Below are 22,757 nucleotides of genomic sequence, written 5' to 3' on the forward strand. Positions count from 1 at the left end.
GATCTTCCTTGTTCTTTTAGCGCTTATGGCGCAGGCGGGGATTGACCAGAATGACCAGAATGTCGGCCACGGTATTGAGCAGCACAAACACCATGGCAAATACCAGGCCGCAGGCCTGGATCACCGGCACGTCGCGCTTGGACACGGCATCCACCATCAACTGGCCCAGGCCAGGGTAGACAAACACCGCTTCGATCACCACCACACCCACCACCAGGTAGGCCAGGTTCAGAGCAATCACAGTGATGATGGGCGCGGCCGCGTTGGGCAGGGCGTGGCGGGTGATGACGCGCCCGCGTTTGGCACCCTTGAGGAAAGCCATTTCAATGTAGGGCGTGGACATCACCGACAGCACCGAGCTGCGCGTCATGCGCAACATGTGTGCGGCCACCAGCAGGGTCAGCGTGATGGCGGGCAGCGTGGTCTGGTAGACCCGCTCACTGAAAGGCATGCCCTTGAACACCGTGGACAGCGAAGGGAACCAGTCCACGTTCACCGAAAAGAAGATGATCAGCAGGTAGGCGATGAAAAACTCGGGCAACGAGATGGCAATCAGCGACAGGATGTTGGCCAGCTTGTCGGAAATCTTGCCTTCGTTGATCGCGGAATACACCCCCAGGCCCACCGCCACCGGAATCGCAATCAGCGCTGCGTAGCCTGCCAGGAACATGGTGTTGCCCAGACGCGGCAGAATTTCGTCCACGATCACGCGCTTATTCGTCAGCGCGATGCCCAGGTCGCCATGCAGCACACCGGTCAGCCAGTGCCAGTAGCGCATGTAGGAGGGAATGTCGTAGCCCAGCTCCTTGCGGAAGATGGCCAGCGCATCGGGCGTAGCCCCTTGGCCCAGCACCGCCGAAGCCACATCACCGGGCAGGATTTCGGTGCACACAAAAATCAACACCGACACTGCTAACAGGGTCAGTACGCCTAAAAAAAAGCGGTTCAATATCAGTTTCGCCATAGCAATTTCCGAGTGGGCAGTAGGGCAACGCAAGCGGTTGACCCAAAAAAAGCGGAGTGGAACCAAGCTCCACCCCGCCCATCCGTTACAGGAGCTGAACGGGGCAGTTAACGACTTACCCCTCGGCTAAATACGCCACGCATGCCGTTCAGGAACACCGCAGAACTGGCTATGCCAGGCTGCTGGTGTTGCCCCCTGCAAGGGGGTTGGCGGAAACACGCAGTGTGTAGCCTGGGGGTGCGCGTTAAATAAACCAGCCCTTTTCAGCGATACGGTCATCGGCCAAGTCGTAACGGCCAGAGACTGTCAAACCTCCCAGCTTGGTGTTGTATGCGTCGATGTAGTCCTGCACTGCAAAACACACCATGCCGGAGTTTTCTTTGATCAGCTCCTGGCAGCGGGCGTACATTTCTTCGCGCTTGGGCTGGTCCAGCTCGACACGGGCGGCCACCAGCAGCTTCTCGAACTCGGGGTTGTTGAAGTGGGTGTCGTTCCAGGTGGTGTTGGCCTTGAAGGTGCTGGTCAACTGGTTGTCGATGGTGGGGCGGTTGCCCCAGTACACGGCGCAGAAGGGTTGCTTGAGCCACACGTTGTCCCAGTAGCCGTCGCCCGAGACGCGCTTCAGGTCCAGCTGGATACCGGCTTTGGACAGCGATTCCTGGAACACCTGGCCGCTGTCGGTGGCACCCGAGAAGGCGCCTTCCGAGACTTGCAGTTCGATGGCACCGGTGATGTTGGCCTTTTTGAAGAAAAACTTGGCCTTGTCGGGATCGTAGGCGTGTAGCTTTTGCTTGGGGTCGTAGTACTTCATCTTCGCGCCTACGGTGTGGTCGTTGCCGATGGAGGCGTAGCCCGAGAACACGTTGTCCACGATCTTCTTGCGGTCGATGCCGAACTTCAGCGCCATCATCAGGTCCGGGTTGCTGAAGGGCGACTTGTCGGTGTGCGCCACAAAGGCGAAGCGGTTACCGGCACCCGGTGTGCGCGACAGCTTGATGCCCTTGCTCTTGGCCAGCAGCCCGGCGGTCTTGGGGTCCACGCGGTTGATCACATCCACCTGGCCGGTCACCAGTGCCTGGGTACGGGCAGCGGCGTCGCCGATGTAGCGCAGTTCCACGCGGTCAAAGTTGCCGCGGTTGGGCTTCCAGTAGTTGCCGGGCTTGCGCTTGAAGGTGGCGCGCACACCGGGCTGGAACTCTTCCAACAGGTAGGCACCGGTGCCATCGGGCTTGCTGAAATCGGTCGTGCCATTGGGCACCACGATGATGTGGTAATCGCTCAGGTTAAATGGCAAATCCAGGTTGCCATTGGTCATCAAAATCTGGATTTGCGTGGGCGAGAGTTTCTTGATCTCTTTGATATCGGCCAACAGTGCTTTGGCGGGCGATTTGGTTTCGCCACGGTGCATATTGATCGAGTAAATGACATCGTCGGCATCCAGTGTTTTGCCGGATGCAAAGGTAATGCCTTTGCGGATATTGAAAATCCAGTCGGTAGCACCGGGTTTGACTTCCCAGTTTTCAAACAACTCGCCAGTGGCGTCGCCGTTGTCGGCCACTTCCACCAGGTTGTTCCAGAGCATCAGGCTGATGTTGATCATCACCGAGTCGGCATAGGTGCGGGGGTCAAAGCTGTCAGAAGCCGAGCCACCTTCCACGCCCATGCGCAGGGTTCCGCCCTTTTTTGGTGCACCTTGGGCCATGGCTGGCATGGCACCAAAGGTCGCTGACAAACCAAAAGCAGCGGCACCGGTGATCAGTTGGCGGCGGTCCAGAATGATCCTCGATTCTGGGTTGATGTCGTTCATTGGCATATCAAAAATTCCTTCAAGGTCAATGGATAGGGGTCCGCTGGAGGGCGCTGAAAATCATGCAACTACCCCAAGGGCAAAGTGGTTTTGCACTCGCTAACCATCATAGGGTGGGTTTTTTTTCTTGTATCGGTATATCCGCTTACTCGGGCAATTGATTTTTAAAACGCGATTCAATTATTTAAAGCACTTCAAGTACGTAAATGCACTTGCGTCGCAGCGCCATCAATTAGTGTCGGATTTCAGCTAGCCGGATAAAGCCAGCCTGTTAAGCGGGCTCAAAATCTGTAAATTTATGCAAAGTGAGCGCAGATAAATGCGCTTGCAGCACGGGCTATTTTTTCGGGCCAAAAATGCCGCCAAAATCTTCTGCGCCGGCCTTTGAAAATTGCCGTAAGGGCCATCGCCACATGCCATCGGGTCGTACCGTCACATGCCGCTTTTGCCCCCGCCGCGTAGCCGCCTTGTTCACTTTGCGCGGTGTACCGGACGGCTTGCCAACCCCCGAATCGGTGCAGGCGAAAGTGGATCACGCCGATACTTTTGCACGCTGATGGTGCAACCGGATCAACCGGCCATGGCCACCCTGGCCACAAAATGTAAATAGACGTGTGTTAACTTCACACCGTCACTGCGGTGGCCCCACACAAGGAATCGCTCGTGCGCAACATACTCATCCCCCTGGCCTCACTTCTCAGCGGGGTGGGCATGTTGGTGGTCGGCACCGGCCTGCTGTTTGCGGCCATTGGTGCCCAGGCCAGTGCGGCCCATTTTTCTTCACTGGTGACCGGCCTGGTCAATTCGGCCTATTTCGCGGGCTTTGTGTTTGGCACCTATGCCTGCCCGGTCATCATCCGCCGCGTCGGGCACATCCGCGCCTTTGCCTCGATGGCCACGGTGGCCTCGGCGCTGCCCATCATGCACGCCTTGTGGGCCAATCCCTGGGCCTGGGGCACGTTGCGCTTTGTCACCGGGGTCTGCCTGGTGGGCTTGTACATCGTGGTGGAGAGCTGGCTCAACGTGGTGGCCAACAGCCAGCAGCGCGGCAAGGTGTTTGCCGCCTATATGGCCGTCAACGGCGTGGCATTGGCGCTGGGCCAGTGGCTGATCCTGGTGGGCGACCGGTACGGCTTTGTGCCGTTTGCGCTGGTGTCCATCCTGTTCTCATTTGCCATGCTGCCCATTACGCTGACCCCGGTGAGCGAGCCCGTGCCCACCGATGCGCCCAAGCTGGGCCTGTTCGAACTGTTCTTTATTTCCCCCATCGGTGTGATCGCCGCCGTGGGCTCGGGTTTGCTCAACGGCGCGTTCTTCAGCCTGGGCACGGTGTTCGCCCAGGGCGTGGGGTTCAGCGAGGCGGGTACCGCCACCTTCATGGCCGCCACCATCCTGGGCGGGGCGGTGTTCCAGTGGCCGGTGGGGCATTTGTCCGACCGGCACGACCGCCGCCGCGTGCTGTTTCTGGTCTGCGCCCTGAGTGCCGCCGTGGCGGTGGCGGGGTACTTCATGGCCCAAGGCAACGAGATGCTGCTGATCGGTCTGGGCGTGGTGTACGGTGGCTTGTCTTTTTCCATCTACGGGTTGTGCGTGGCCCATGTGAACGACCTGATCGACCCCTCGCGGGTGCTGGAAGTCACTGGCGGGCTGCTGCTGCTGTACGGAATTGGCTCCACGGTCGGGCCCACGCTGGGCGGTGCCATGATGGACTGGATGGGCCCCGAGGCCTTGATGCTGTATTTTGCGGGGACACTGGCCTTGCTGGTGCTGGCGATCTGGCGCTACAGCATCCACAGCACACCGCATGCCGACGAACATGCCGTCAAATCCGACTACGTGGTCATGGGCAGCGGCTCGCAGGCGGTCTTGCAGATGGACCCGCGCAGGACTGCAGCGGAATCCCACACCACCCCCGCTGATCTCGGCCCTTGAACACCTGGGCGCGCCAATCAATTATTAGGATTGATCTTGCCGCGGGCGGGGGTGGATAGGACAGTGCGGCCCTAAACTTTCTTCCAACCTTTAGTGCTTGGAGCCCGCATGCAACTCGAATCCATCCAGACCTTCGTGGTGGCCAACCCGCCGCCCAGCTTTGGCGGCCGCTACTTTGTGTTCGTCAAGCTGCGCACCCGCTGCGGCATCGAAGGCATTGGCGAGGCCTACACCGCCACCTTCGGCCCCCAGGTGGTGGCGGCCATGGCCGAAGACTTGTTTGCCCGCGTGTTCCAGGGCGAAGACCCGATGCAGACCGAAACCCTGTGGCGGCGTGCCTACGGCGAAGGCTTCTCGCTGCGGCCCGACATCTCGCTGATGGGCGTGCTCAGCGCCCTGGAGATGGCCTGCTGGGACATCACCGGCAAGGCGCTAGAGCAACCCGTCTACAAACTGCTGGGCGGCCTGGTCAATCCGCGCTTGCGCAGCTACACCTACCTGTACCCCGACCCGGGCGAGGATGAATCCTTTTACGGCGACCCGGACCGCTCTGCAGCGCGCGCCGTACGCTATGTGGAAGAGGGCTTTACCGCCGTGAAGTTCGACCCGGTGGGCGGCTACTCGGTGTTCGACCCACGCCAGCCCACGCTGGAGCGCATGGACATGTCGGAGCGCTTTTGCGCCCGCATCCGCGAAGCCGTTGGCGACAAGGCCGACCTGCTGTTTGGCACCCACGGCCAGTTCACCGTGTCCGGGGCCAAGCGCCTGGCGCGGCGACTCGAACGCTACGACCCGCTGTGGTTTGAAGAGCCGACACCGCCCGAGCGCCCGGAGGCGATGGCCGAGGTGGCGCGCTACACCTGCATCCCCGTGGCCACGGGCGAGCGCCTGTGCACCAAGTACGAATTTGCCCGCGTGCTGGAGACCGGTGCGGCCAGCATCCTGCAGCCCAACCTGGGCCGCGTCGGCGGCATTCTGGAAGCCAAAAAGATCGCCGGCATGGCCGAAGCGCACTACGCCCAAATCGCCCCGCACCTGTACTGCGGCCCGGTGGTGGCGGCAGCCAATATCCAGCTGGCGGCCTGCATCCCTAACTTTTTGATTCTGGAAAGCATCCAGCAGTTTGGCGGCTTCCACGCACAGCTATTGAAGAAGCCACTGCAGTGGGAAGGCGGCTACGTCATTCCCAGCAAGGAACCCGGCCTGGGGGTAGAGCTCAACGAAGCCGTGGCTTTGGCCCACCCCTATGACAGCACGCGCCTGCACCTCGACATGGCGCAACATCCCCTGGGCTATTACTAATTTTTGACATGACGCACTACCTAAACTTCATCAACAACCAATGGGTGGCCGGTACCGCCAGCTACACCGTCACCAACCCCGCCACCGAGGAAACCGTAGGCCAGGTCAGCGCCGCCAGCGCCGCCCAGGCTCTGGCCGCCTGCGACGCCGCCGCTGCAGCCCAGCGCGGCTGGCGCCAGCTGACCAGCATCGAGCGCGGCAACCATCTGCGCGCCTTTGCCGATGCGCTGGTGGCCCGCAAATCCGCCATCGGCCAGGCCCTGGCGCTGGAGTCAGGCAAGAGCCTGGAAGATGCCGAGAACGAAGCCGTCTACGCGGCCGACATCACCCGTTACCACGCCGAATGGGCGCGCCGCATCGAGGGCGAAATCATCCCCAGCGACACCCCGGGCGAGAACCTGATGCTGCACCGCGAACCCATGGGCGTGGTGGCCTGTTTGATCCCGTTCAACTACCCCGTCTACACCCTGCTGCGCAAAATTGCGCCAGCGCTAATCACCGGCAACACCGTGGTGGTGCGCCCCAGCAACCACACACCCTGCTCGGCTTTCGAAATCGCCCAGGCGGTGCTGGACGCGGGCCTGCCCCCCGGCGTGGTCAACATCCTGGCCATGGGCCACGCCGAGGCTGAAGTGCTCTGCACGCATCCCAAGGTGGCCATGATCACGCTCACCGGCAGCGTCGGCGCGGGCCAGCGCGTGCTGGACTATTCGCGCGTCAACATCGCCAAGGTGTCGCTGGAACTGGGCGGCAAAACCCCCGCCATCGTGGCCGCCGATGCCGACCTGGAAAAAGCCGCCAGCGACATCGTGCGCTCTAAAACCACCCACTGCGGCCAGCTCTGCACTGCGGTGGAACGGGTCTACGTGCAAGAGGCCGTGCACGACGCGCTGGTAGCCAAGCTCAAAGCCAAGCTCAGCGCCCACGCCTTCGCCAACCGTGCGGAGCAACCCCAGCACATGGGCCCGCTGGTCAGCGCCTCGGCGCGCCAGGGCATCCATGCGATGGTCGAGCGCGCCCTGCAGGCCGGTGCCCAGCTCGAATGCGGCGGCACAGTGCCCAGCGGCCCTGGCTACTTCTACCCGCCCACCCTGCTCACCCAGGTGCGCCAAGACATGGAAATCGTGCAGGAAGAAGTCTTTGGCCCGGTGCTGTGCGTGCTGCCCTACACCACGCTGGACCACGCGCTGGCGCTGGCCAACGACCACCAGTTCGGCCTGGCATCGGTGCTGTACACGGCCGACTACCGCAGCGTGATGCAGGCCAGCAATGAGATCGAAGCCGGAGAGCTCTACATCAACCGCACCCCCGCCGATCCCTACCAGGGCTACCACGCAGGCTGGAAACGCTCCGGCCTGGGCGGGGACGACGGCAAGCACGGCATGCTCGAATTTACCCAGACCCGGCTGGTGGTGATGAAATACTAATGAAATTGCCCTCTAGCGTATATTTAATCTACGCTGGTAGCTACTAAAAACATAGTGGACACGCCCGGAATTGCCAAGCCATGGCGATAATGCCGCGATGGAACTCACCCCACTCCGCGCATTTCTGGCTGTGGCCCGCCACGGCCAGCTGGTGCGGGCGGCCGAGCAACTGCACCTGACCCAATCCGCGCTGTCCAAGCAGATCAAGGGCCTGGAGGACGAGCTGGGCGTGCTGCTGTTTGCGCGCACGCCCACCGGCATGGTGCTCACCGGCGAAGGGCGGCGGCTGTTGCCGCTGGCCACCAAGACAGTGGAGTCGGTACAGGACATCAGCGCGCTGGCGGCGCAGATGCGGGGCACCGTGTCGGGCGGGCTGCGGCTGGGCACCATCATCGACCCGGAATCCATCCGCCTGGGCCCGCTGCTGGCGGCCCTGCTGGAGTTTTACCCGCACGTGGACGTGGCGCTGCAGCACGGCATCTCGGGCAGCGTGCTGCAGATGCTGCGCAACGGCGAGGTGGACGCCTGCTTCTTCCTCGGCGCTCTCAAAGACCCCGACATCGCGGTGCGCCAGCTCTGGCTGGAGCACTATGTGGTGGTCGGCCCCATGGCCTGGGAAGAGCGGCTGCGCCAGGCCGATTGGAGCGACCTCGCCGCCATGCCCTGGCTCTCCACCCCGGTGGGCGGCTCGCAGTACGGCCTGGTGGCCCAGATGTTTGCCGAGCGCGGCCTGAGCCACCGCACCTCGGTGCAGGCCGACCAAGAGGCCACCATGTTCGAGCTGGTGCAAAGCGGCGTGGCCCTGGGCCTGATGCGCGAACGCATCGCCGCGCCAGTGCTACAGCGTGGCCAGGTGGTGATGTGGCAGGGCGTGCGCCTGCCTTGTCCGCTGTCGCTGCTGTACCGCCGCTCCGACGAAAACGCCGCCACCCTCCAGGCCCTGCTGGCCATGCTGCAAGTGGTGTGGCCGGTCGATGAAGGCGATCCAGAGGTCTAAGGGTTTTCACCATGCGGCATGACAGGGCGCGCGCCTAAGTCCTTGTCGGTAAAGGCTATTCCCGTGCGTTGAGGCCGGGTTGCCGCAATGTCACTCGGCAGATGCAGGTGGCCTGCCTAGACTGCGCCCAGACCGGTTTTCCCGGTCGGTGGCGAGCCGCCACGCACCCACAGTCCATCCCCTGGAGACATAAAAATGCCTATTCCCGCCCCTGCCAGCGACGCGCTGGAGCAAGCCACCTACCGCAAGGTCATGTGGCGGCTGATTCCCTTCCTGTTCCTGTGCTACGTGGTGGCCTACCTCGACCGCGTCAACGTCGGCTTTGCCAAGCTGCAGATGCTGACCGATTTGAAGTTCAGCGACACCGTCTACGGTCTGGGGGCGGGTATCTTCTTCATCGGCTATTTCCTGTTTGAAGTGCCCAGCAACATGATCTTGCACCGCACCGGTGCCCGAGTGTGGATCGCCCGCATCATGGTCACCTGGGGGGTGATTTCTTCGTGCATGATGTTTGTGACCACACCCACCATGTTCTACGTGCTTCGCTTCTTTCTGGGCGTGTCGGAAGCGGGCTTCTTCCCCGGCATCATCCTGTACCTGACGTACTGGTTCCCGTCGGCCCGGCGCGCACGGGTGGTGGCGCTGTTCATGACGGCCATCGCCTTGTCGGGCGTGGTGGGCGGCCCGCTGTCGGGCTGGATCATGCAGGCCTTTGCCGGGGTGAACGGCTGGGCGGGCTGGCAATGGCTGTTTTTGCTGGAAGGCATTCCATCCATCCTGGTCGGCATCAGCGTGTACTTTTATCTGGACGATTCCATCGCCCAAGCTCCCTGGCTCAGTGATGCCGAAAAGCGCCTACTGATCGACAACATCAGCCGCGACGAAGGCTCCCGCGCCGACCACAGCCTGAAGCAGGTCTTCCGCAATGGCCGGGTGTGGCTGATGGCCAGCATCTACTTCTGCTTCATCATGGGCCTGTACGGGATCAGCTTCTGGCTGCCGCAGCTGGTCAAAACGGCGGGCGTGAAAGACGTGTTGGATGTGGGGCTGCTGACCATGATTCCCTACGCCCTGGCCGCCGTCGCCATGGTGCTGGCCAGCCGCAGTTCGGACCGCAGTGGCGAACGCCGCTGGCACACCGCCGGGGCTGGCTTCATCGGTGGCGTGGGCCTGATCTTGAGCGGCATCTTCGGCGGCGATCTGGCGCTGGCCATGGCCGCACTGAGCCTGGCCACCATGGGCATTCTGACCAGCCTGCCCCTGTTCTGGACCCTGCCGACCAGCATGCTGCGCGGCTCGGCGGCGGCAGCGGGCATTGCGTTGATCAACGCGGTGGGCAACCTGGCCGGTTTCGTTAGCCCCTTCATGGTCGGCAGCATCAAGGATGCCACCGGCAGCACCACGGCGGGCCTGTATGTGCTGGCGGCCAGCCTGTTCCTGGGCGGTATTCTGGTACTGCTGGCCACGCGGGGCCGCCACGCAGCCGCCAGCGGGTCCCGCGCTTGACTGCCGGTCGGAGGCTCCATGACGACGACCCCACCGGTGGACCACCGGACCCTGCTGCGCAGCCTGTTCGATGCGGCCATCGCCTCGGCGCAACCCGCGCTGTGCCTGCCCCCGCACCTTCCGCCACCGCCCAAGGGGCGCACCATCGTCATCGGCGCGGGCAAGGCCTCGGCCGCCATGGCCCGGTCGCTGGAAGACCATTGGCACGGCCCGCTCGAAGGCCTGGTCATCACCCGCTACGGCTATGCCGTGCCGTGCCAGCGCATCGAGATCGCCGAAGCCGCCCACCCGGTGCCGGATGCTGCGGGCCAGCAGGCCACCGCGCGCATCCGCGAAATGGTGACCGGCCTGACGGCAGACGACTTGGTGATCGCCCTCATCTCCGGCGGCGGCTCGTCGCTGCTGGTCGCCCCCGGCGAGGGCTTGACGCTGGCCGACAAGCAGGCCGTCAACACCGCGCTGCTGGAGTGCGGGGCCAGCATCTCCGAGATGAACTGCGTGCGCCGCCACCTGTCCCAGGTCAAGGGCGGTCGCTTGGCCGCGGCCTGCCACCCCGCAAAAGTGTGGACCCTGCTGATCTCCGATGTGCCGGGTGACGACCCGATCAACATCGCCTCCGGCCCCACCGTGGCCGACCCCACCACCTGCGCCGACGCGCTGGCCACCATCGACCGCTACCGCATCCTGGTGCCGCCCGCTGTGCGCACGCTGCTGGAGAGCGGCCAGGGCGAAAGCATCCAGCCCGGCGATCCGCGGCTGGAGCGCTGCACCACGCGCACCATCACCGCCCCGCAAATGGCCCTGGAAGCCGCCGCCGCCGTAGCCCGCGCTGCGGGGGTCACGCCCTACATCCTAGGCGACAGCCTGGAGGGCGAGGCCCGCGACCTGGGCAAGGCCATGGCCGGCATCGCCCGCCAGGTGGTGCTGCACGGCCAACCGTTCCAAACCCCTTGCGTACTGCTGTCGGGCGGCGAGACCACGGTGACCGTCAAAGGCACGGGCCGGGGCGGGCGCAATGTGGAATTTTTGCTGTCATTGGCCGTGGCGCTGGACGGCCTGCCCGGCGTGCACGCCCTGGCGGGCGATACCGACGGCGTGGACGGTGCCGAAGAAATTGCCGGGGCCGTCCTCACGCCCGACACCCTGGCCCGCGCCTGGGCACAAGGCATCCGCCCGCGCCACAGCCTGGACAACAACGACGGCCACGGCTTCTTCCAGGCGCTGGGCGACTCGGTGGTGACCGGCCCCACGCTCACCAACGTCAACGACTTCCGGGCCATCCTGATCGATGGCCCCCTTAATGTCTAAAGGTTTCCATGCCACATTCCCGCCATGCCAAGATCGTCGCCACGCTGGGCCCTGCCAGTGCCGACCGTGCCACCATCGAATCCCTGGTGCGTGCCGGTGCCGACGTGTTCAGGCTCAACTTCAGCCACGGCACGCACGCCGACCACCGCCAGCGCTTTGATCTGATCCGCGCCATCGAAGTCGACCTGGGCCGCCCCATCGGCATCCTGCTCGATCTGCAAGGCCCCAAGCTGCGCGTAGGCACTTTTGCCAACGGCCCCGTCCAGCTGGTGGAAGGTGCGGCGTTCCGCCTGGATCTGGATGCCGCCACGCCCGGCGATGCCCGCCGTGCCCCCATGCCGCATCCACAAATTTTTGCCGCTCTGCAGCCCGGTGCCGAGCTGCTACTGGACGACGGCAAGCTCAAGCTGGAGGTGCAAACCTGCGGCGCCGACTTCGCCGAAACCCGGGTCATTAACGGCGGCACGCTGTCCGACCGCAAGGGTGTGAACGTGCCCGGTGTGGTGCTGCCGCTGTCGGCCCTGACCGAGAAAGACCGGGCCGACCTGGACTTCGGCCTCACGCTCGGTGTGGACTGGATCGCGCTGTCGTTCGTGCAGCGCGCCGCCGACATTACCGAGGTGAAGCAGATCGTGCAGGGCCGCGCGGGCATCGTCGCCAAGCTGGAGAAACCGGCCGCCATCGCCAGCCTGGAATCCATCCTGGCCGAAACCGATGCGGTAATGGTCGCGCGCGGTGACCTGGGGGTGGAGATGCCAGCCGAACAGGTGCCCGCCATCCAGAAGCGCATCGTGCGCGCCTGCCGTCGGCGCGGCCTGCCGGTGATCGTGGCTACGCAGATGCTGGAATCGATGGTCAGCGCGCCGGTGCCCACACGGGCTGAAGCCTCCGACGTGGCCACCGCCATCTACGATGGTGCCGATGCGGTGATGTTGTCGGCCGAATCGGCATCGGGCCGGTTCCCGCTCGAATCGGTGGCCATGATGGCCCGCATCATCACCCAGACCGAGGCCGACCCGCACTACCGCGACGCGCTGGATGCATCGCACACGCCGCCCAGTGCCAACACCGCCGATGCCATTGGCCACGCGGCCCACGCGGTGGCCGGGCTGCTGGATGTGGCTGCCATGGTGGCCTACACCAGTTCGGGTGCCTCGGCCCTGCGCATGGCCCGCGAACGGCCGCGCGCCCGCATTCTCGGCATGACCCCTAGCCCCGCCACGGCCCGCCGCCTGGCGCTGGTATGGGGCATCCATCCGGTCCTGTGCCAAGACGTGGCCAGCGTGGATGAAATGACCGCTGTGGCCCTGCAAACCGCCGTGGCACAGCAGTTCGCCCAGCCCGGCCAGACCATCGTGATTGCCGCGGGTGTGCCGTTCGGCACGCCGGGCAGCACCAATTTGCTGCGCATTGCGCAGGTGGCTTGAGGTGGCTGTAAATTTATAAGAAATAGGCCTCTAGCCCAGGTACTACCCGCGCTAGTTGCTATTGAATACATAGTAGCTACGGTTTTGCCTCCATCTCCTGCAGCAGCCAGGTTTTGAAGGCCTGCGCCGCCGGGTGCGCCTGGTTGCCTTCGGGGGCGATCAGGTAGTAGGCTTCTTTCATGGGCAGCGCAAACGCCAGCGGGCGCACCAGCCGCCCGGTGCGGATCAGGTCGTTGGCCACGGTGTCGTGGGCCAGCACCACACCCAGTCCGTTTTGCGCCCACTCCAGGCTCAGCGCCCAGGTGCTGGTGCGGTGCACCAGGGGCCGGGCCACCCGGCTTTTGGCGGGGTAGGCCTCCAGCCAGCTGTCCCAGCTTTGCAGCGTGCCTGGCAGGTCGAACAGGCGCTGGCGCAGCAGGTCGTCCAGCCGCTGGATGCGCGCACCCACCTCGGGCGAGCACACCGGGAAGATGCTGTCTTGCGCCAGCCGCTTGCCGACCCGGCTCTCCCACTTGCCCTGACCGAAGACGATCTCCACATCTGCCGAATCGCTTTGCCGCTCTTCAGGCCAGATCGAGGTCACCACGTTGAGCTGCACCCAGGGGTACTGGTCCATGAAGCGGCCCAGGCGCGGGCTGAGCCAGTAGCGGGCAAACGACAGGTTGACGTGCAGCTCCAGCATGTCTGGCTCCTTGCGGCCGGTGAGTACGCGGGTGCTTTCTTCCAGCATGGCAAACGCCGCCTGCACCGTGGGCAGGTAGCCGCGGCCCGCGTCGGTCAGCTCCAGGCCGCGCACCCGGCGCACAAACAGCGGGCGGCCAATGGCGTTCTCCAGGCTCTTGATCTGCTGGCTGACCGCCGACTGCGTCATGTTCAGCTCTTGCGCCGCAGCGGTGAAGCTCAGGGCGCGGGCCGAGGCCTCAAAAGCACGCAGCCAGTTCAGGGGGGGTAATCTTTTCATCGCAATTTTTACGTTGACGGTCAGTACACAGCATCCAAGTTTCAGACTGGACGCACACCTTCCAGGGATGCCGTGGAACCGGCTTTGCCGGGCCACTGGCATCGCCCCCTGCAAGGGGGTTGGCGAAAGATGCGCAGCACTGCAGCCTGGGAGTGTTCCATAAATAAGCTAGGCATTAGTTTTGCTAAGGTTATAGCGTTGTTTTGTTCGTTTGTCGGTTCCCGGGTAATCCCGCAAACTTTGTCCCTTGCCAACCCACGACTGCCTTGCCATGTCTGAAATCCACATTCTTTCCAACCCCACCCGGCTGGTGATGCGCACACCGGCTGGCGACACGCCGCTGCCCGCCCTGTGGCTGCGCGCCCTCAGCCCTGACCCGAGCCAGCGCGACCCGCTGACCGGCCAGCGCCTGATCAACCCGCACCTGTTCCCGGAAGACCTGGCGCTCACCGCCGCCCGCTGGGATGGTGCGCAACTGCACCTGGCCTTCAGCGATGGCTTTGCCGGGCACTTTGACGCGGCCGAGCTGCTGGCGGGCACGGTGCTGAGCGAAGGCTGCCCTGCGTCCCGGCCCTGGGCGGCCAACATCGCGTACACGCCGGTCTACCAGTGGCCCGATCTCGCGCAAGACGCGGTGCTGTACAAGGCCCTGAAAGACTTCATCGAACTCGGCTTTCTGCTGGTGCACAACACGCCGACCCAGCCCGACTCCATCCTCAGCATCGCCCGGCGCTTCGGTTTTGTGCGCGAGACCAACTTTGGTGCGTACTTCGAGGTGTATTCGCGCCCCAAGGCGGCCGATGCGATTGACCTGTCGTACCAGCCGGTGGCGCTGGGCCCGCACACCGACAACCCTTACCGCACCCCGGTGCCCGGCATCCAGCTGTTGCAGTGCCTGCAGAACGAAACCTCGGGCGGCCTGTCCAGCCTGGTGGACAGCCTGGCCGTGGCCGCCCAGGTGCGCCAGGAAGACCCCGAAGGCTTTGCGCTGCTGAGCCGCATCCCGCTGCGCTTCGAGCACCGCGATGCCACCACCCAGCTGGTGGCCATCAAACCCATGATCGAACTCAATGGCAGCGGTGAAATGATGGGCGTGCACTACAGCCCGCGGCTGGACAATATTCCGCTGATGTCCGAGGACAACACCCGCCGCTACCACCGCGCCCGCAAGCGCATGGGCCAGCTGTTCGACGACGATGCCTACGCGCTGCGTTTTCGGCTGGAGCCGGGGCAGATGATGGTGTTTGACAACAACCGCGTGCTGCATGGCCGCACGTCCTTCAACCCTGCCGAAGGGCACCGCCAGCTGCAGGGCTGCTACATCGACCGCGACGGCCCGCGCAGCCTGTACCGTGTACTCCACCGCCAACTGAACGGAACCCCCGCATGATCACCGTCGCCAACCCCGCCCTGCACACTGTGGCCTTCACCCAGATGAAAGACGGCAGCACCGAGGAATACCTGTTTCTGCAAAAGCTGGAGCACGGCTACGTGCGCGCGCTGCCCGACCGCCTGCTGCTGGCCCTGCACCGCCTGGGCGACTCGCTGGAGGGCTACCAGGTGAGCCGCCTGGAGCATTCCCTGCAAGCCGCCACCCGCGCCGAGGCCGACGGGGCCGACCTGGAAACCATCGTCGCCGCCCTGCTGCACGACCTGGGCGACGAGCTGGCGCCTGAAAACCATTCGCAGTTTGCCGCGGCCCTGATCCGCCCCTACGTGCGCGCCGAAGTCACCTGGGTGGTGGAGATGCATGGCCTGTTCCAGATGCAGTACTACTCCCACCACTACGGCCTGCCGAACGACGGCTACCTGGCCTACCGCGACCACCCCTGGTTTGCCGCCTGCTGCCGCTTCTGCGAACGCTACGACCAGGCATCTTTTGACCCGCACTACCCGAGCAAGCCCCTGGCCTATTTCGAGCCTATGCTGCGCAAGGTGTTTGCCCGCCCGCCGTTCGACCCCCTCATTCTTAAGGAATCTGAATGAAATCTGCCTCTGACGCATATTTCACCTGCGCTGGCAGCTGCTTTTTTTGTAGCAGATAGCGCGTCTGCCCATGCCCTCTGCCCCTGGCGTGGCCACCACCACTCCGACCTCCACGACCGCCTCGATTGCCGAAGAGCTGGCCCAGAAAATCCGGGACGGCCAGCTGTCTGCGGGCGAAAAGCTGCCCGCCCAGCGGGTGCTGGCCCAGCGCCTGGGCGTGCCGATTACCACCGTCAGCCGCGCCTATGCCCGCCTGGAGCAGCAGGGGCTGGCGACAGCCCGCGTGGGCGACGGCACCTATGTGCGTGCCCTCAGCCCGGACGCGGCCCCGCCCGCCCCCGGCGCGCCGCCCATCGACCTGGCCCACAACGTGGCCATCCCCACCGATGAGGTGGAAGCCCTGCGCCAGGTGCTGGCCGAGATCAGCCTGGACCCGGCCTGTATGGCCGAGCTGCTGGCCTACCAGCCCGAAGCTGGGGCCCCGCAGCACCGCCAGGCCGGGGCCGACTGGTTGCGCCGCTTTGGCACCACCGGCGATGCCCGGCGCGTCATGGTGACCCACGGCGCGCAGCACGGCCTGGCCGGGGTCCTGCGCACGCTGGCCAAACCCGGCGACACCTTGCTCACCGAGTCGCTCAGCTACCCCGGCCTGCTGGCCCTGGCCCGGTCGCTGCGGCTGCAGGTGATCGGGCTGGAGATGGACGGTGAAGGCCTGCTGCCCGAGGCGCTGGACCAGGCCGCCCACAGCTTCCAGGCCAAGCTGCTGTTTTGCAGCCCCACGCTGCACAACCCCACCGGCCGCACGATGTCGCTGGCGCGCCGCGAAGCCCTGGCCGCTGTGGTGCGCCGCCGGGGCCTGTGGCTGGTGGAGGACGTGGTGCACGCCGCCGTGCTGGCCCAGCCGCCGCCCGCCATTGCCACCCTGGTACCCGAGCAATCGTTTCTGCTGGCCAGCCTGAGCAAGGTGATGGCTCCGGGCCTGCGCGTCGGCTACCTGGAAGCCGCCCCCGAGTGGCTGGACAAGGTGGCGGCCAGCATCCGCGCCGACTGCTGGATGGTGGCCCCGCTGATGCCCGAAATTGCCACCCGCTGGCTGCACAGCGGCGAGGCCGAGCGCCTGATCAGCCTACAGCGCCAGCACATCGCCGAGCGCCTGGCCCTGGCCCACACGTGCCTGGCCGGGTGGGACTACGCCTGGAGCGCCCACCACCCGCACCTGTGGTTTCCCCTGCCCGAACCCTGGCACGCCAGTCCGTTTGCCGCCGCCCTGCGCCAGTCCGGTGTGCTGGTGCGCACCGCAGAGCAGTTTGCCGCCGGGCGCAGCCGCGCCCCCCACGCCGTGCGCATCAGCCTGAACACCGCCACCTCGCCCACGCAACTCGAACAGGGACTGCGCACCCTGGTGCAGGTGCTGGAGAGCAGCCCCGCCGCCGATATGGCCCCCTAATTTGTCAACGCCACACCCATGAAAACCGTCAAATCCTTCCCCCGCAAAGTCCAAGAGATTGCCAACACCTTCATCCCCCTGGCCGACGGCACCCGCCTGGCCGCACGCATCTGGCTACCGGTGGATGCCGAACGCAAACCGGTGCCCGCCATTCTGGAATATTTGCCTTACCGCAAGCGCGACGGCACCGTGGTGCGCGATGCCCTCACCCACCCTTACATCGCAGGCCACGACTACGCCTGCGTGCGCGTCGATATGCGGGGCAGTGGCGACTCGGACGGCGTGATGCTGGACGAATACGCCGAGCAGGAGCTGGCCGATGGCGAAGAGGTCATCGCCTGGCTGGTGGCGCAAAGCTGGTGCACCGGCAAGGTGGGGATGATGGGCATTTCGTGGGGCGGCTTCAACTGTCTGCAGGTGGCCGCGCGCAAGCCGCCCGGGCTGGAGGCGGTGATCACCCTGTGCTCTACCGACGACCGCTACAGCGACGACATCCACTACAAAGGCGGCTGCCTGCTGGGCGAAAACCTGGGCTGGTCGGCCACCATGCTGGCCTATTCCTCCCGCGCACCGGACCCGGCCCTGGTGGGCGAGCGCTGGAAGGCGATGTGGATGGAGCGGCTGGAAGCCGAGCCCCTGCTGGCCATCCCCTGGCTGCAGCACCCGCACCGCGATGCTTACTGGAAGCACGGCTCGGTGTGCGAAGACATTGGTGCCATCGATGCCGCCGTGCTGGCCATCGGCGGCTGGAACGATGCCTACTCCAACGCCGTGCCGCGCCTGGTGGCCAGCGTGCACAGCCCTGTCAAAGGCATCATCGGCCCCTGGGCGCACAAGTACCCGCACTTCGCTGTGCCCGAGCCGCGCATTGGCTTTCTGCAAGAGGCCCTGCGCTGGTGGGACCAGTGGCTGAAAGGCGTGGACACCGGCGTGGACCAGGACCCGGCGCACCGCACCTACATCATGGAACTGGGCCGCCCCGGTGCCAGCGTGGCACACATCGCCGGGCGTTGGGTGAGCGACACCGTCTGGCCGTCGGACCGCAGCGAGGCGCAGCGCTGGTACCTGAATGCCCAGGGCCTGGGCCAGACACAGGATGCCAAGGGCCAGCACATCGTCTCCTCCCCCCAGCACACCGGTGCCGACAGCGGCGAGTACTGCATCATCTGGATGGGCCCAGAGTTCCCCGGCGACCAGCGCCAGGACGATTCGGGTTCGCTCACCTTCGATACCCCGCCGATGGCCAAGCCGATTGATTTGGTGGGCGCGGCGGTGCTCCACCTGCAGTTCAGCAGCGACCGACCGGTGGCGGTAACCGCCATCCGGCTCAACAGCGTCTGGCCCGACGGGGCCGTGTCGCGCCTGACCTATGCGGTGGCCAACCTGTGCCACCGCGACGGCCATGAGCATCCCGAGGTGCTGGAGCCCGGCAAGGTCTACACCCTGCAAATCCAGCTGGACGACGTGGCCTACACCGTCCCTAAGGGCCATCGCCTGCGGGTGTCCATCTCCACCAGCTACTGGCCGCTGATCTGGCCCGCGCCCGAGCCGGTGACGCTGACGGTGCACACCGGTAGTAGCTTCATCGACATCCCGGTGCGCAAACCCAAGCGTGGCGAAAAAGCCCCGGAGTTCGCGCCTTCTGAGGCCGCACCACCGGTCAAACTGGTGACCGTGCAGCCCGCCTGGAACAAGCGCGAAGTGACCACTGATCAGCGTACCGGCGAGCGCCGCATGGCCATCATCGATGACTTTGGCCGCAGCACCAGCACCGAGTACGGCCTGACCACCTGGGGCTGCGGGCGCGAGAATTACAGCATCCTCCCCGACGATCCGCTGTCGGCCCGGCAAGAATGCCACTGGTCGATGGAGACCGCGCGCGGCGACTGGAAGGTGCGCACCGAAACCTACAGCAGCCTGCGCGCCACGAAGACGCACTGGCTGGTGTCCGGGCGGCTGGAGGCATACGAGGGCGACACCCAGGTGTTCGCCAAGGACTGGAACAAAAAGATCCTGCGCAAGCTGGTTTAAGCTTTTTAGGCCTCTAGCGCATATTCCGCCTGCGCTAATAGCTATCAATTTTGAAGTCTTTATGCAAACCAAGTATTTCGTCCAGTTGGTCGCTCTGTCTGCCTTGTGGGGCTCGTCCTTCATGCTGACGCGGCTGGCGGTGCCTACGCTGGGACCGAACCTGGTGGCGGGCATGCGCATGGCCATGGCCACGCTGGTGCTGGGCACCATCATGCGGGTGGCACGCCAGCCCTGGCCCTGGGCGCAGTGGCGCGAGATGTTTTTGCTGGGCGCGCTGGCGGTGGCCGGGCCGCACTTTTTCTACTCGTGGTCGTCGCTGGAGTTGCCCGCGGCCTACGGTTCGCTGCTGTCGGTCACGGCTGTGCTGTTCGGGGCCTTCATTTCGGCCTACATGAAAGAAGAGGTGCTGACCCCGGTGAAGATGGCGGGCTGCCTGCTGGGTTTTGGCGGCGCGGCGCTGGTGGTGCAGCTGGGGCCCGTCAGCCCCACGCCGCTGCTGGTGCTGTCGGCCCTGGGCTGCGTGGCCGGAGCTTCGCTGTCGGGCATGTCCACCCCGTTTTTGAAGCGCGCCACCACCCGGCTGGAGCCCCTGGCCATCACCGCGGGCATGCATGCCGCCGGTGCGGTGCTGCTGCTGCCCGGTGCCCTGCACGACCTGCCCAAGGCGCATTTCACGCTGCCTGCCGTGGCCGGTGTGGTGTTGATGGGCACCATGACTTCGGGCATGGCCTACTGGATGTACATGCGCATCATGCGCCATGTGCCCCCGGTGGCAGCGCTGAGCAGCACCTTTCTGGTCACCGGATTCGGCGTGCTGTTCTCCATCATTTTTCTGGGCGAAGCCACCGGTCCCGGCCTGTATGCGGGCGGCGCGCTGATCGTCTTGGCCAGCATGATGGTCATGGGCTTTAACCCCCTGCGGCGCAGGGCTGCGTAATCTTTTTTCTATCCACAGGACTTTGGTATGGCACTGAACATTGGTTTTATTGGTCTGGGCAGCTTGGGCGAGGGCTTGTGCAACAGCCTGGTGAAGGCGGGCTTCCCGGTTACGGTGACCGACCTGAACCCGGCCTGCGCCCAAAAGCTGCTGGCGGCGGGCGCGGTATGGGCGGACGACGTGGCCGGGGTCTGCCGGGGCGCGGATGTGGTCATCACCGTGCTGCCGTCACCCGCCATCTCCCGTAAGGTGGTGGAAGGCCCCGGCGGTGTGTTTGAAAACCTGCGCTCGGGCGGCGTGTGGATAGAGATGAGCACTACCGATTTCGAGGACCTGCAGCGCCTGCAAGATGCCGCCACCCAGCGCGGCATTGCGGTGCTGGAGTGCCCGGTCACCGGCGGCGTGCACCTGGCCAATTCGGGGCAGATCACCGTGCTGGTGGGTGGCGACGAGGCGGTGTTCCAGCGGGTCGAGCCGCTGCTGGCGGCCATGGGCGGGCAGATCATCTACATGGGCAAGCTGGGCAATGCATCCGTGGTGAAAGTGGTCACCAATATGCTGGCCTTCATCCACCTGGTGGCGGCGGGCGAGGCCATGATGGTGCCTGCCAAATACGGCGTGGACCCGGATGCCACCTACCGCGCCATCCGCGCCAGCTCGGGCAACAGCTTTGTGCACGAAACCGAGTCGCAGCTCATCCTTAGCGGCAGCTACAACGTCAAATTCAACATGGACCTGGCCTGCAAAGACCTGGGCCTGGTCAACGGCATTGCTGAAAAACTGGGCGTGCCGCTGGAGCTGGGCGGGATGACGCAGCAGATCTTCCGCCGCGCGCGTGGCATGTTCGGCAGCCAGGCGCAAAGCCCCGAGGTAGTGCGCATGCTGGAGCAGGCCTGCGGCCTGGAACTGCGCGCACCCGGCTACCCTACAGAACTTGTTGCGGAGTAAACCATGACCCATCCCCTGACTTACCAGGACTGGCTGCGTAAAGCCGAAACCCTGGCCATCGAAGGCCGTTTGTTCATCGAAGGCCGCTACGTGGACGCGCTGGACGGCGGTCACTTTGACTGCGTGAACCCGACCACCGGCGCGCTGCTGGCCCGCGTCGCCCAGGGCGAGGCCAAAGATGTGGATGCAGCCGTGGCCAGCGCCCTGGCCGCCTGGAACGACCGCCGCTGGCGCGGCCAGGCCCCGCGCGCCCGCATGCAGGTGATGAACCGCTGGGCCGACCTGGTGGAGCAGCACGCCGATGAGCTGGCGCTGCTGGAAACCCTGGACATGGGCAAGCCGATCAGCGATATGTTCAACATCGACCTGCCCGAGATTTTGCGCACCATCCGCTATTTCGCCGAATGCATTGACAAGGTGGAAGGGGCGGTGACTCACACCGCGCCTGGCTCGCTGCACATGATCCTGCACGAGCCGCTGGGCGTGGTGGGTGCCATCACGCCGTGGAACTACCCGCTGCTGATGGCGGTGTGGAAGCTGGCCCCCATCCTGGCCGCCGGCAACTGCGTGGTGCTCAAACCCGCCGAGCAGGCGCCGCTGACCTGCACCCGGCTGGCACAGCTGTTCGTGGATGCCGGTGGCCCCGCCGGGGTGTTCAACTTGGTCAACGGCCTAGGCCCCGAAGCAGGCCGCGCCCTGGCTCTGCACCCGGATGTCATCAAGCTGTCGTTCACCGGCTCCACCCGCGTCGGCAAGCTGCTGATGGGCTACGCCGGGCAGTCCAACATGAAGCGGGTGGCGCTGGAAACCGGCGGCAAAAGCCCGCAGATTTTCATGCCCGACCTGTACGACCTGGATGCCGCCGTAGACCGCGCCGTGGGCGGCATTTTTGACAACGCCGGCCAGGTCTGCAACGCGGGCTCGCGCCTGCTGGTGCACCGCGACCTGCAAGCGGCCTTCACCGCCAAATTCATCGCCCGCACCCAGGTGCTCTACCAGCCCGGCGACCCGCTGGACCCGGCCACCACGCTCGGCCCCCTGGCCAGCCAGCCGCACCAGCGCAAGGTGCTGGCCGACATCGCCCGGGGCCAGGCCGAAGGCGCGCAAATGGTGATGGGCGGCACACCGGTGGCCCTGCCCGGCACCTATGTGCCCCCCACCCTGTTCGTCGGCCACAATCGCATGGCCATCGCCCAGGAAGAAATCTTCGGCCCGGTGGCCACCCTCATCCCCTTCGACACCGAAGCCGAGGCCATCGCCCTGGCCAACGACTCCCTCTACGGCCTAGCCGCCGCCGTCTGGACCCGCGACCTGCACCAGGCCCACCGCATGGTCGGCGCGTTGGAAGCCGGTGTGGTGTGGGTCAACTGCTTCGGCGACGGCGACATGACCCAGCCGTTTGGCGGGTACAAGCAATCGGGGAATTCACGGGACAAGCATGTGGACAGTATGCTGTCGTATATGCAGGGGAAGTCGGCTTGGTTTCAGGTGGGGTGAGGGGGGTATGTTCCTCAGTTTGGTGACGACCAAAATCGCAGCAATGCGAACCGGCTGCGCAGGCACGAGTTCATGAGGGTAACTGCAGATCTGCGGCGTGCGCGGCTTCCAGGGTAAGAGCCTCCATAAGTCAAATTGCGAGGGTGTCCCGAATTTTGTGTAAACGGCGGTTAAGTTAGACGCGCGGCATGCGCTCGTCAAACTGGATAGTAAAACGATTCAGAGCTGCCTTCCAATCCCGTATCGGCATAGTCCATTTCTGGCTGATGTTGTTCAGCGC

17 protein-coding genes are annotated in these 22,757 nt (G+C 64.8%); 14 read left to right on the top strand and 3 right to left on the bottom strand.

All coding sequences use genetic code 11. The features are described from left to right. Nucleotides 1-16: 16 nt before the first annotated feature. Nucleotides 17-964: an ABC transporter permease gene (locus Q0T48_RS10785; protein ID WP_295956121.1), complete on the bottom strand. Its 948-nt coding sequence runs from the start codon at nt 962-964 to the stop codon at nt 17-19. 244 nt (nt 965-1,208) lie between these two features. Further along, nucleotides 1,209-2,777 (bottom strand): ABC transporter substrate-binding protein, encoded by a 1,569-nt coding sequence (locus Q0T48_RS10790; protein WP_295956123.1) that lies wholly within the window; start codon nt 2,775-2,777, stop codon nt 1,209-1,211. Nucleotides 2,778-3,434: 657 nt separating this feature from the next. On the opposite strand from Q0T48_RS10790, the gene Q0T48_RS10795 reads away from it, so the two are divergent. From Q0T48_RS10795 to pyk, 7 genes are all read left to right on the top strand, one after another. Further along, the gene (locus Q0T48_RS10795) at nt 3,435-4,703 is read left to right on the top strand and encodes an MFS transporter (protein ID WP_295956125.1); all 1,269 of its coding nucleotides are present in this window, start codon (nt 3,435-3,437) and stop codon (nt 4,701-4,703) included. Nucleotides 4,704-4,811: 108 nt separating this feature from the next. After that, nucleotides 4,812-6,005, top strand: a complete 1,194-nt coding sequence (locus Q0T48_RS10800) for a mandelate racemase/muconate lactonizing enzyme family protein (protein ID WP_295956127.1) — start codon at nt 4,812-4,814, stop codon at nt 6,003-6,005. 8 nt (nt 6,006-6,013) lie between these two features. Further along, a complete protein-coding gene (gene aldA / locus Q0T48_RS10805) occupies nt 6,014-7,432 on the top strand; it encodes an aldehyde dehydrogenase (protein WP_295956130.1) in 1,419 nt (472 codons plus the stop codon). A gap of 97 nt (nt 7,433-7,529) precedes the next feature. After that, nucleotides 7,530-8,429 carry a LysR family transcriptional regulator gene (locus Q0T48_RS10810; protein ID WP_295956132.1) on the top strand — a complete coding sequence of 300 codons (900 nt, stop codon included), beginning with the start codon at nt 7,530-7,532 and terminating at the stop codon, nt 8,427-8,429. Nucleotides 8,430-8,624: 195 nt separating this feature from the next. Further along, entirely contained in the window at nt 8,625-9,935 is a 1,311-nt protein-coding gene (locus Q0T48_RS10815; RefSeq protein WP_295956134.1) for an MFS transporter, read from the top strand. Between the two features lie 18 nt (nt 9,936-9,953). Further along, complete coding sequence (locus Q0T48_RS10820; protein WP_295956136.1) at nt 9,954-11,243, top strand: glycerate kinase; 1,290 nt, start codon at nt 9,954-9,956, stop codon at nt 11,241-11,243. An 8-nt stretch (nt 11,244-11,251) separates the two neighbouring features. Beyond that, a complete protein-coding gene (gene pyk, locus Q0T48_RS10825; protein WP_295956152.1) occupies nt 11,252-12,670 on the top strand; it encodes a pyruvate kinase in 1,419 nt (472 codons plus the stop codon). Nucleotides 12,671-12,746: 76 nt separating this feature from the next. On the opposite strand, the gene Q0T48_RS10830 is transcribed toward pyk, so the two are convergent. Next, complete coding sequence (locus tag Q0T48_RS10830; protein WP_295956154.1) at nt 12,747-13,631, bottom strand: LysR substrate-binding domain-containing protein; 885 nt, start codon at nt 13,629-13,631, stop codon at nt 12,747-12,749. Nucleotides 13,632-13,902: 271 nt separating this feature from the next. Here Q0T48_RS10830 and Q0T48_RS10835 point away from each other — a divergent pair, with 271 nt between their 5' ends. The 7 genes from Q0T48_RS10835 (at nt 13,903) to Q0T48_RS10865 (ending at nt 22,477) form a co-directional block, all read left to right on the top strand. Then, a complete protein-coding gene (locus tag Q0T48_RS10835; protein WP_295956156.1) occupies nt 13,903-15,021 on the top strand; it encodes a TauD/TfdA family dioxygenase in 1,119 nt (372 codons plus the stop codon). Further along, entirely contained in the window at nt 15,018-15,617 is a 600-nt protein-coding gene (locus tag Q0T48_RS10840) for an HD domain-containing protein (RefSeq protein ID WP_295956158.1), read from the top strand. The genes Q0T48_RS10835 and Q0T48_RS10840 overlap by 4 nt, the downstream gene beginning before the upstream one ends. Nucleotides 15,618-15,687: 70 nt before the next feature. After that, nucleotides 15,688-17,064 carry a PLP-dependent aminotransferase family protein gene (locus Q0T48_RS10845; protein WP_295956160.1) on the top strand — a complete coding sequence of 459 codons (1,377 nt, stop codon included), beginning with the start codon at nt 15,688-15,690 and terminating at the stop codon, nt 17,062-17,064. A gap of 18 nt (nt 17,065-17,082) precedes the next feature. Further along, on the top strand, nt 17,083-19,095 hold the full coding sequence (locus Q0T48_RS10850; protein ID WP_295956162.1) for a CocE/NonD family hydrolase: 2,013 nt from the start codon (nt 17,083-17,085) through the stop codon (nt 19,093-19,095). Between the two features lie 61 nt (nt 19,096-19,156). Beyond that, a complete protein-coding gene (locus tag Q0T48_RS10855; protein WP_295956164.1) occupies nt 19,157-20,032 on the top strand; it encodes a DMT family transporter in 876 nt (291 codons plus the stop codon). A 27-nt stretch (nt 20,033-20,059) separates the two neighbouring features. Next, on the top strand, nt 20,060-20,980 hold the full coding sequence (locus Q0T48_RS10860; protein WP_295956165.1) for an NAD(P)-dependent oxidoreductase: 921 nt from the start codon (nt 20,060-20,062) through the stop codon (nt 20,978-20,980). 3 nt (nt 20,981-20,983) lie between these two features. Beyond that, nucleotides 20,984-22,477: an aldehyde dehydrogenase family protein gene (locus Q0T48_RS10865; RefSeq protein ID WP_295956166.1), complete on the top strand. Its 1,494-nt coding sequence runs from the start codon at nt 20,984-20,986 to the stop codon at nt 22,475-22,477. Nucleotides 22,478-22,757 lie beyond the last annotated feature (280 nt).

The sequence above is a fragment of the Rhodoferax sp. genome, assembly GCF_025354435.1.
In the GTDB taxonomy this organism is placed as follows: domain Bacteria; phylum Pseudomonadota; class Gammaproteobacteria; order Burkholderiales; family Burkholderiaceae_C; genus Rhodoferax_B.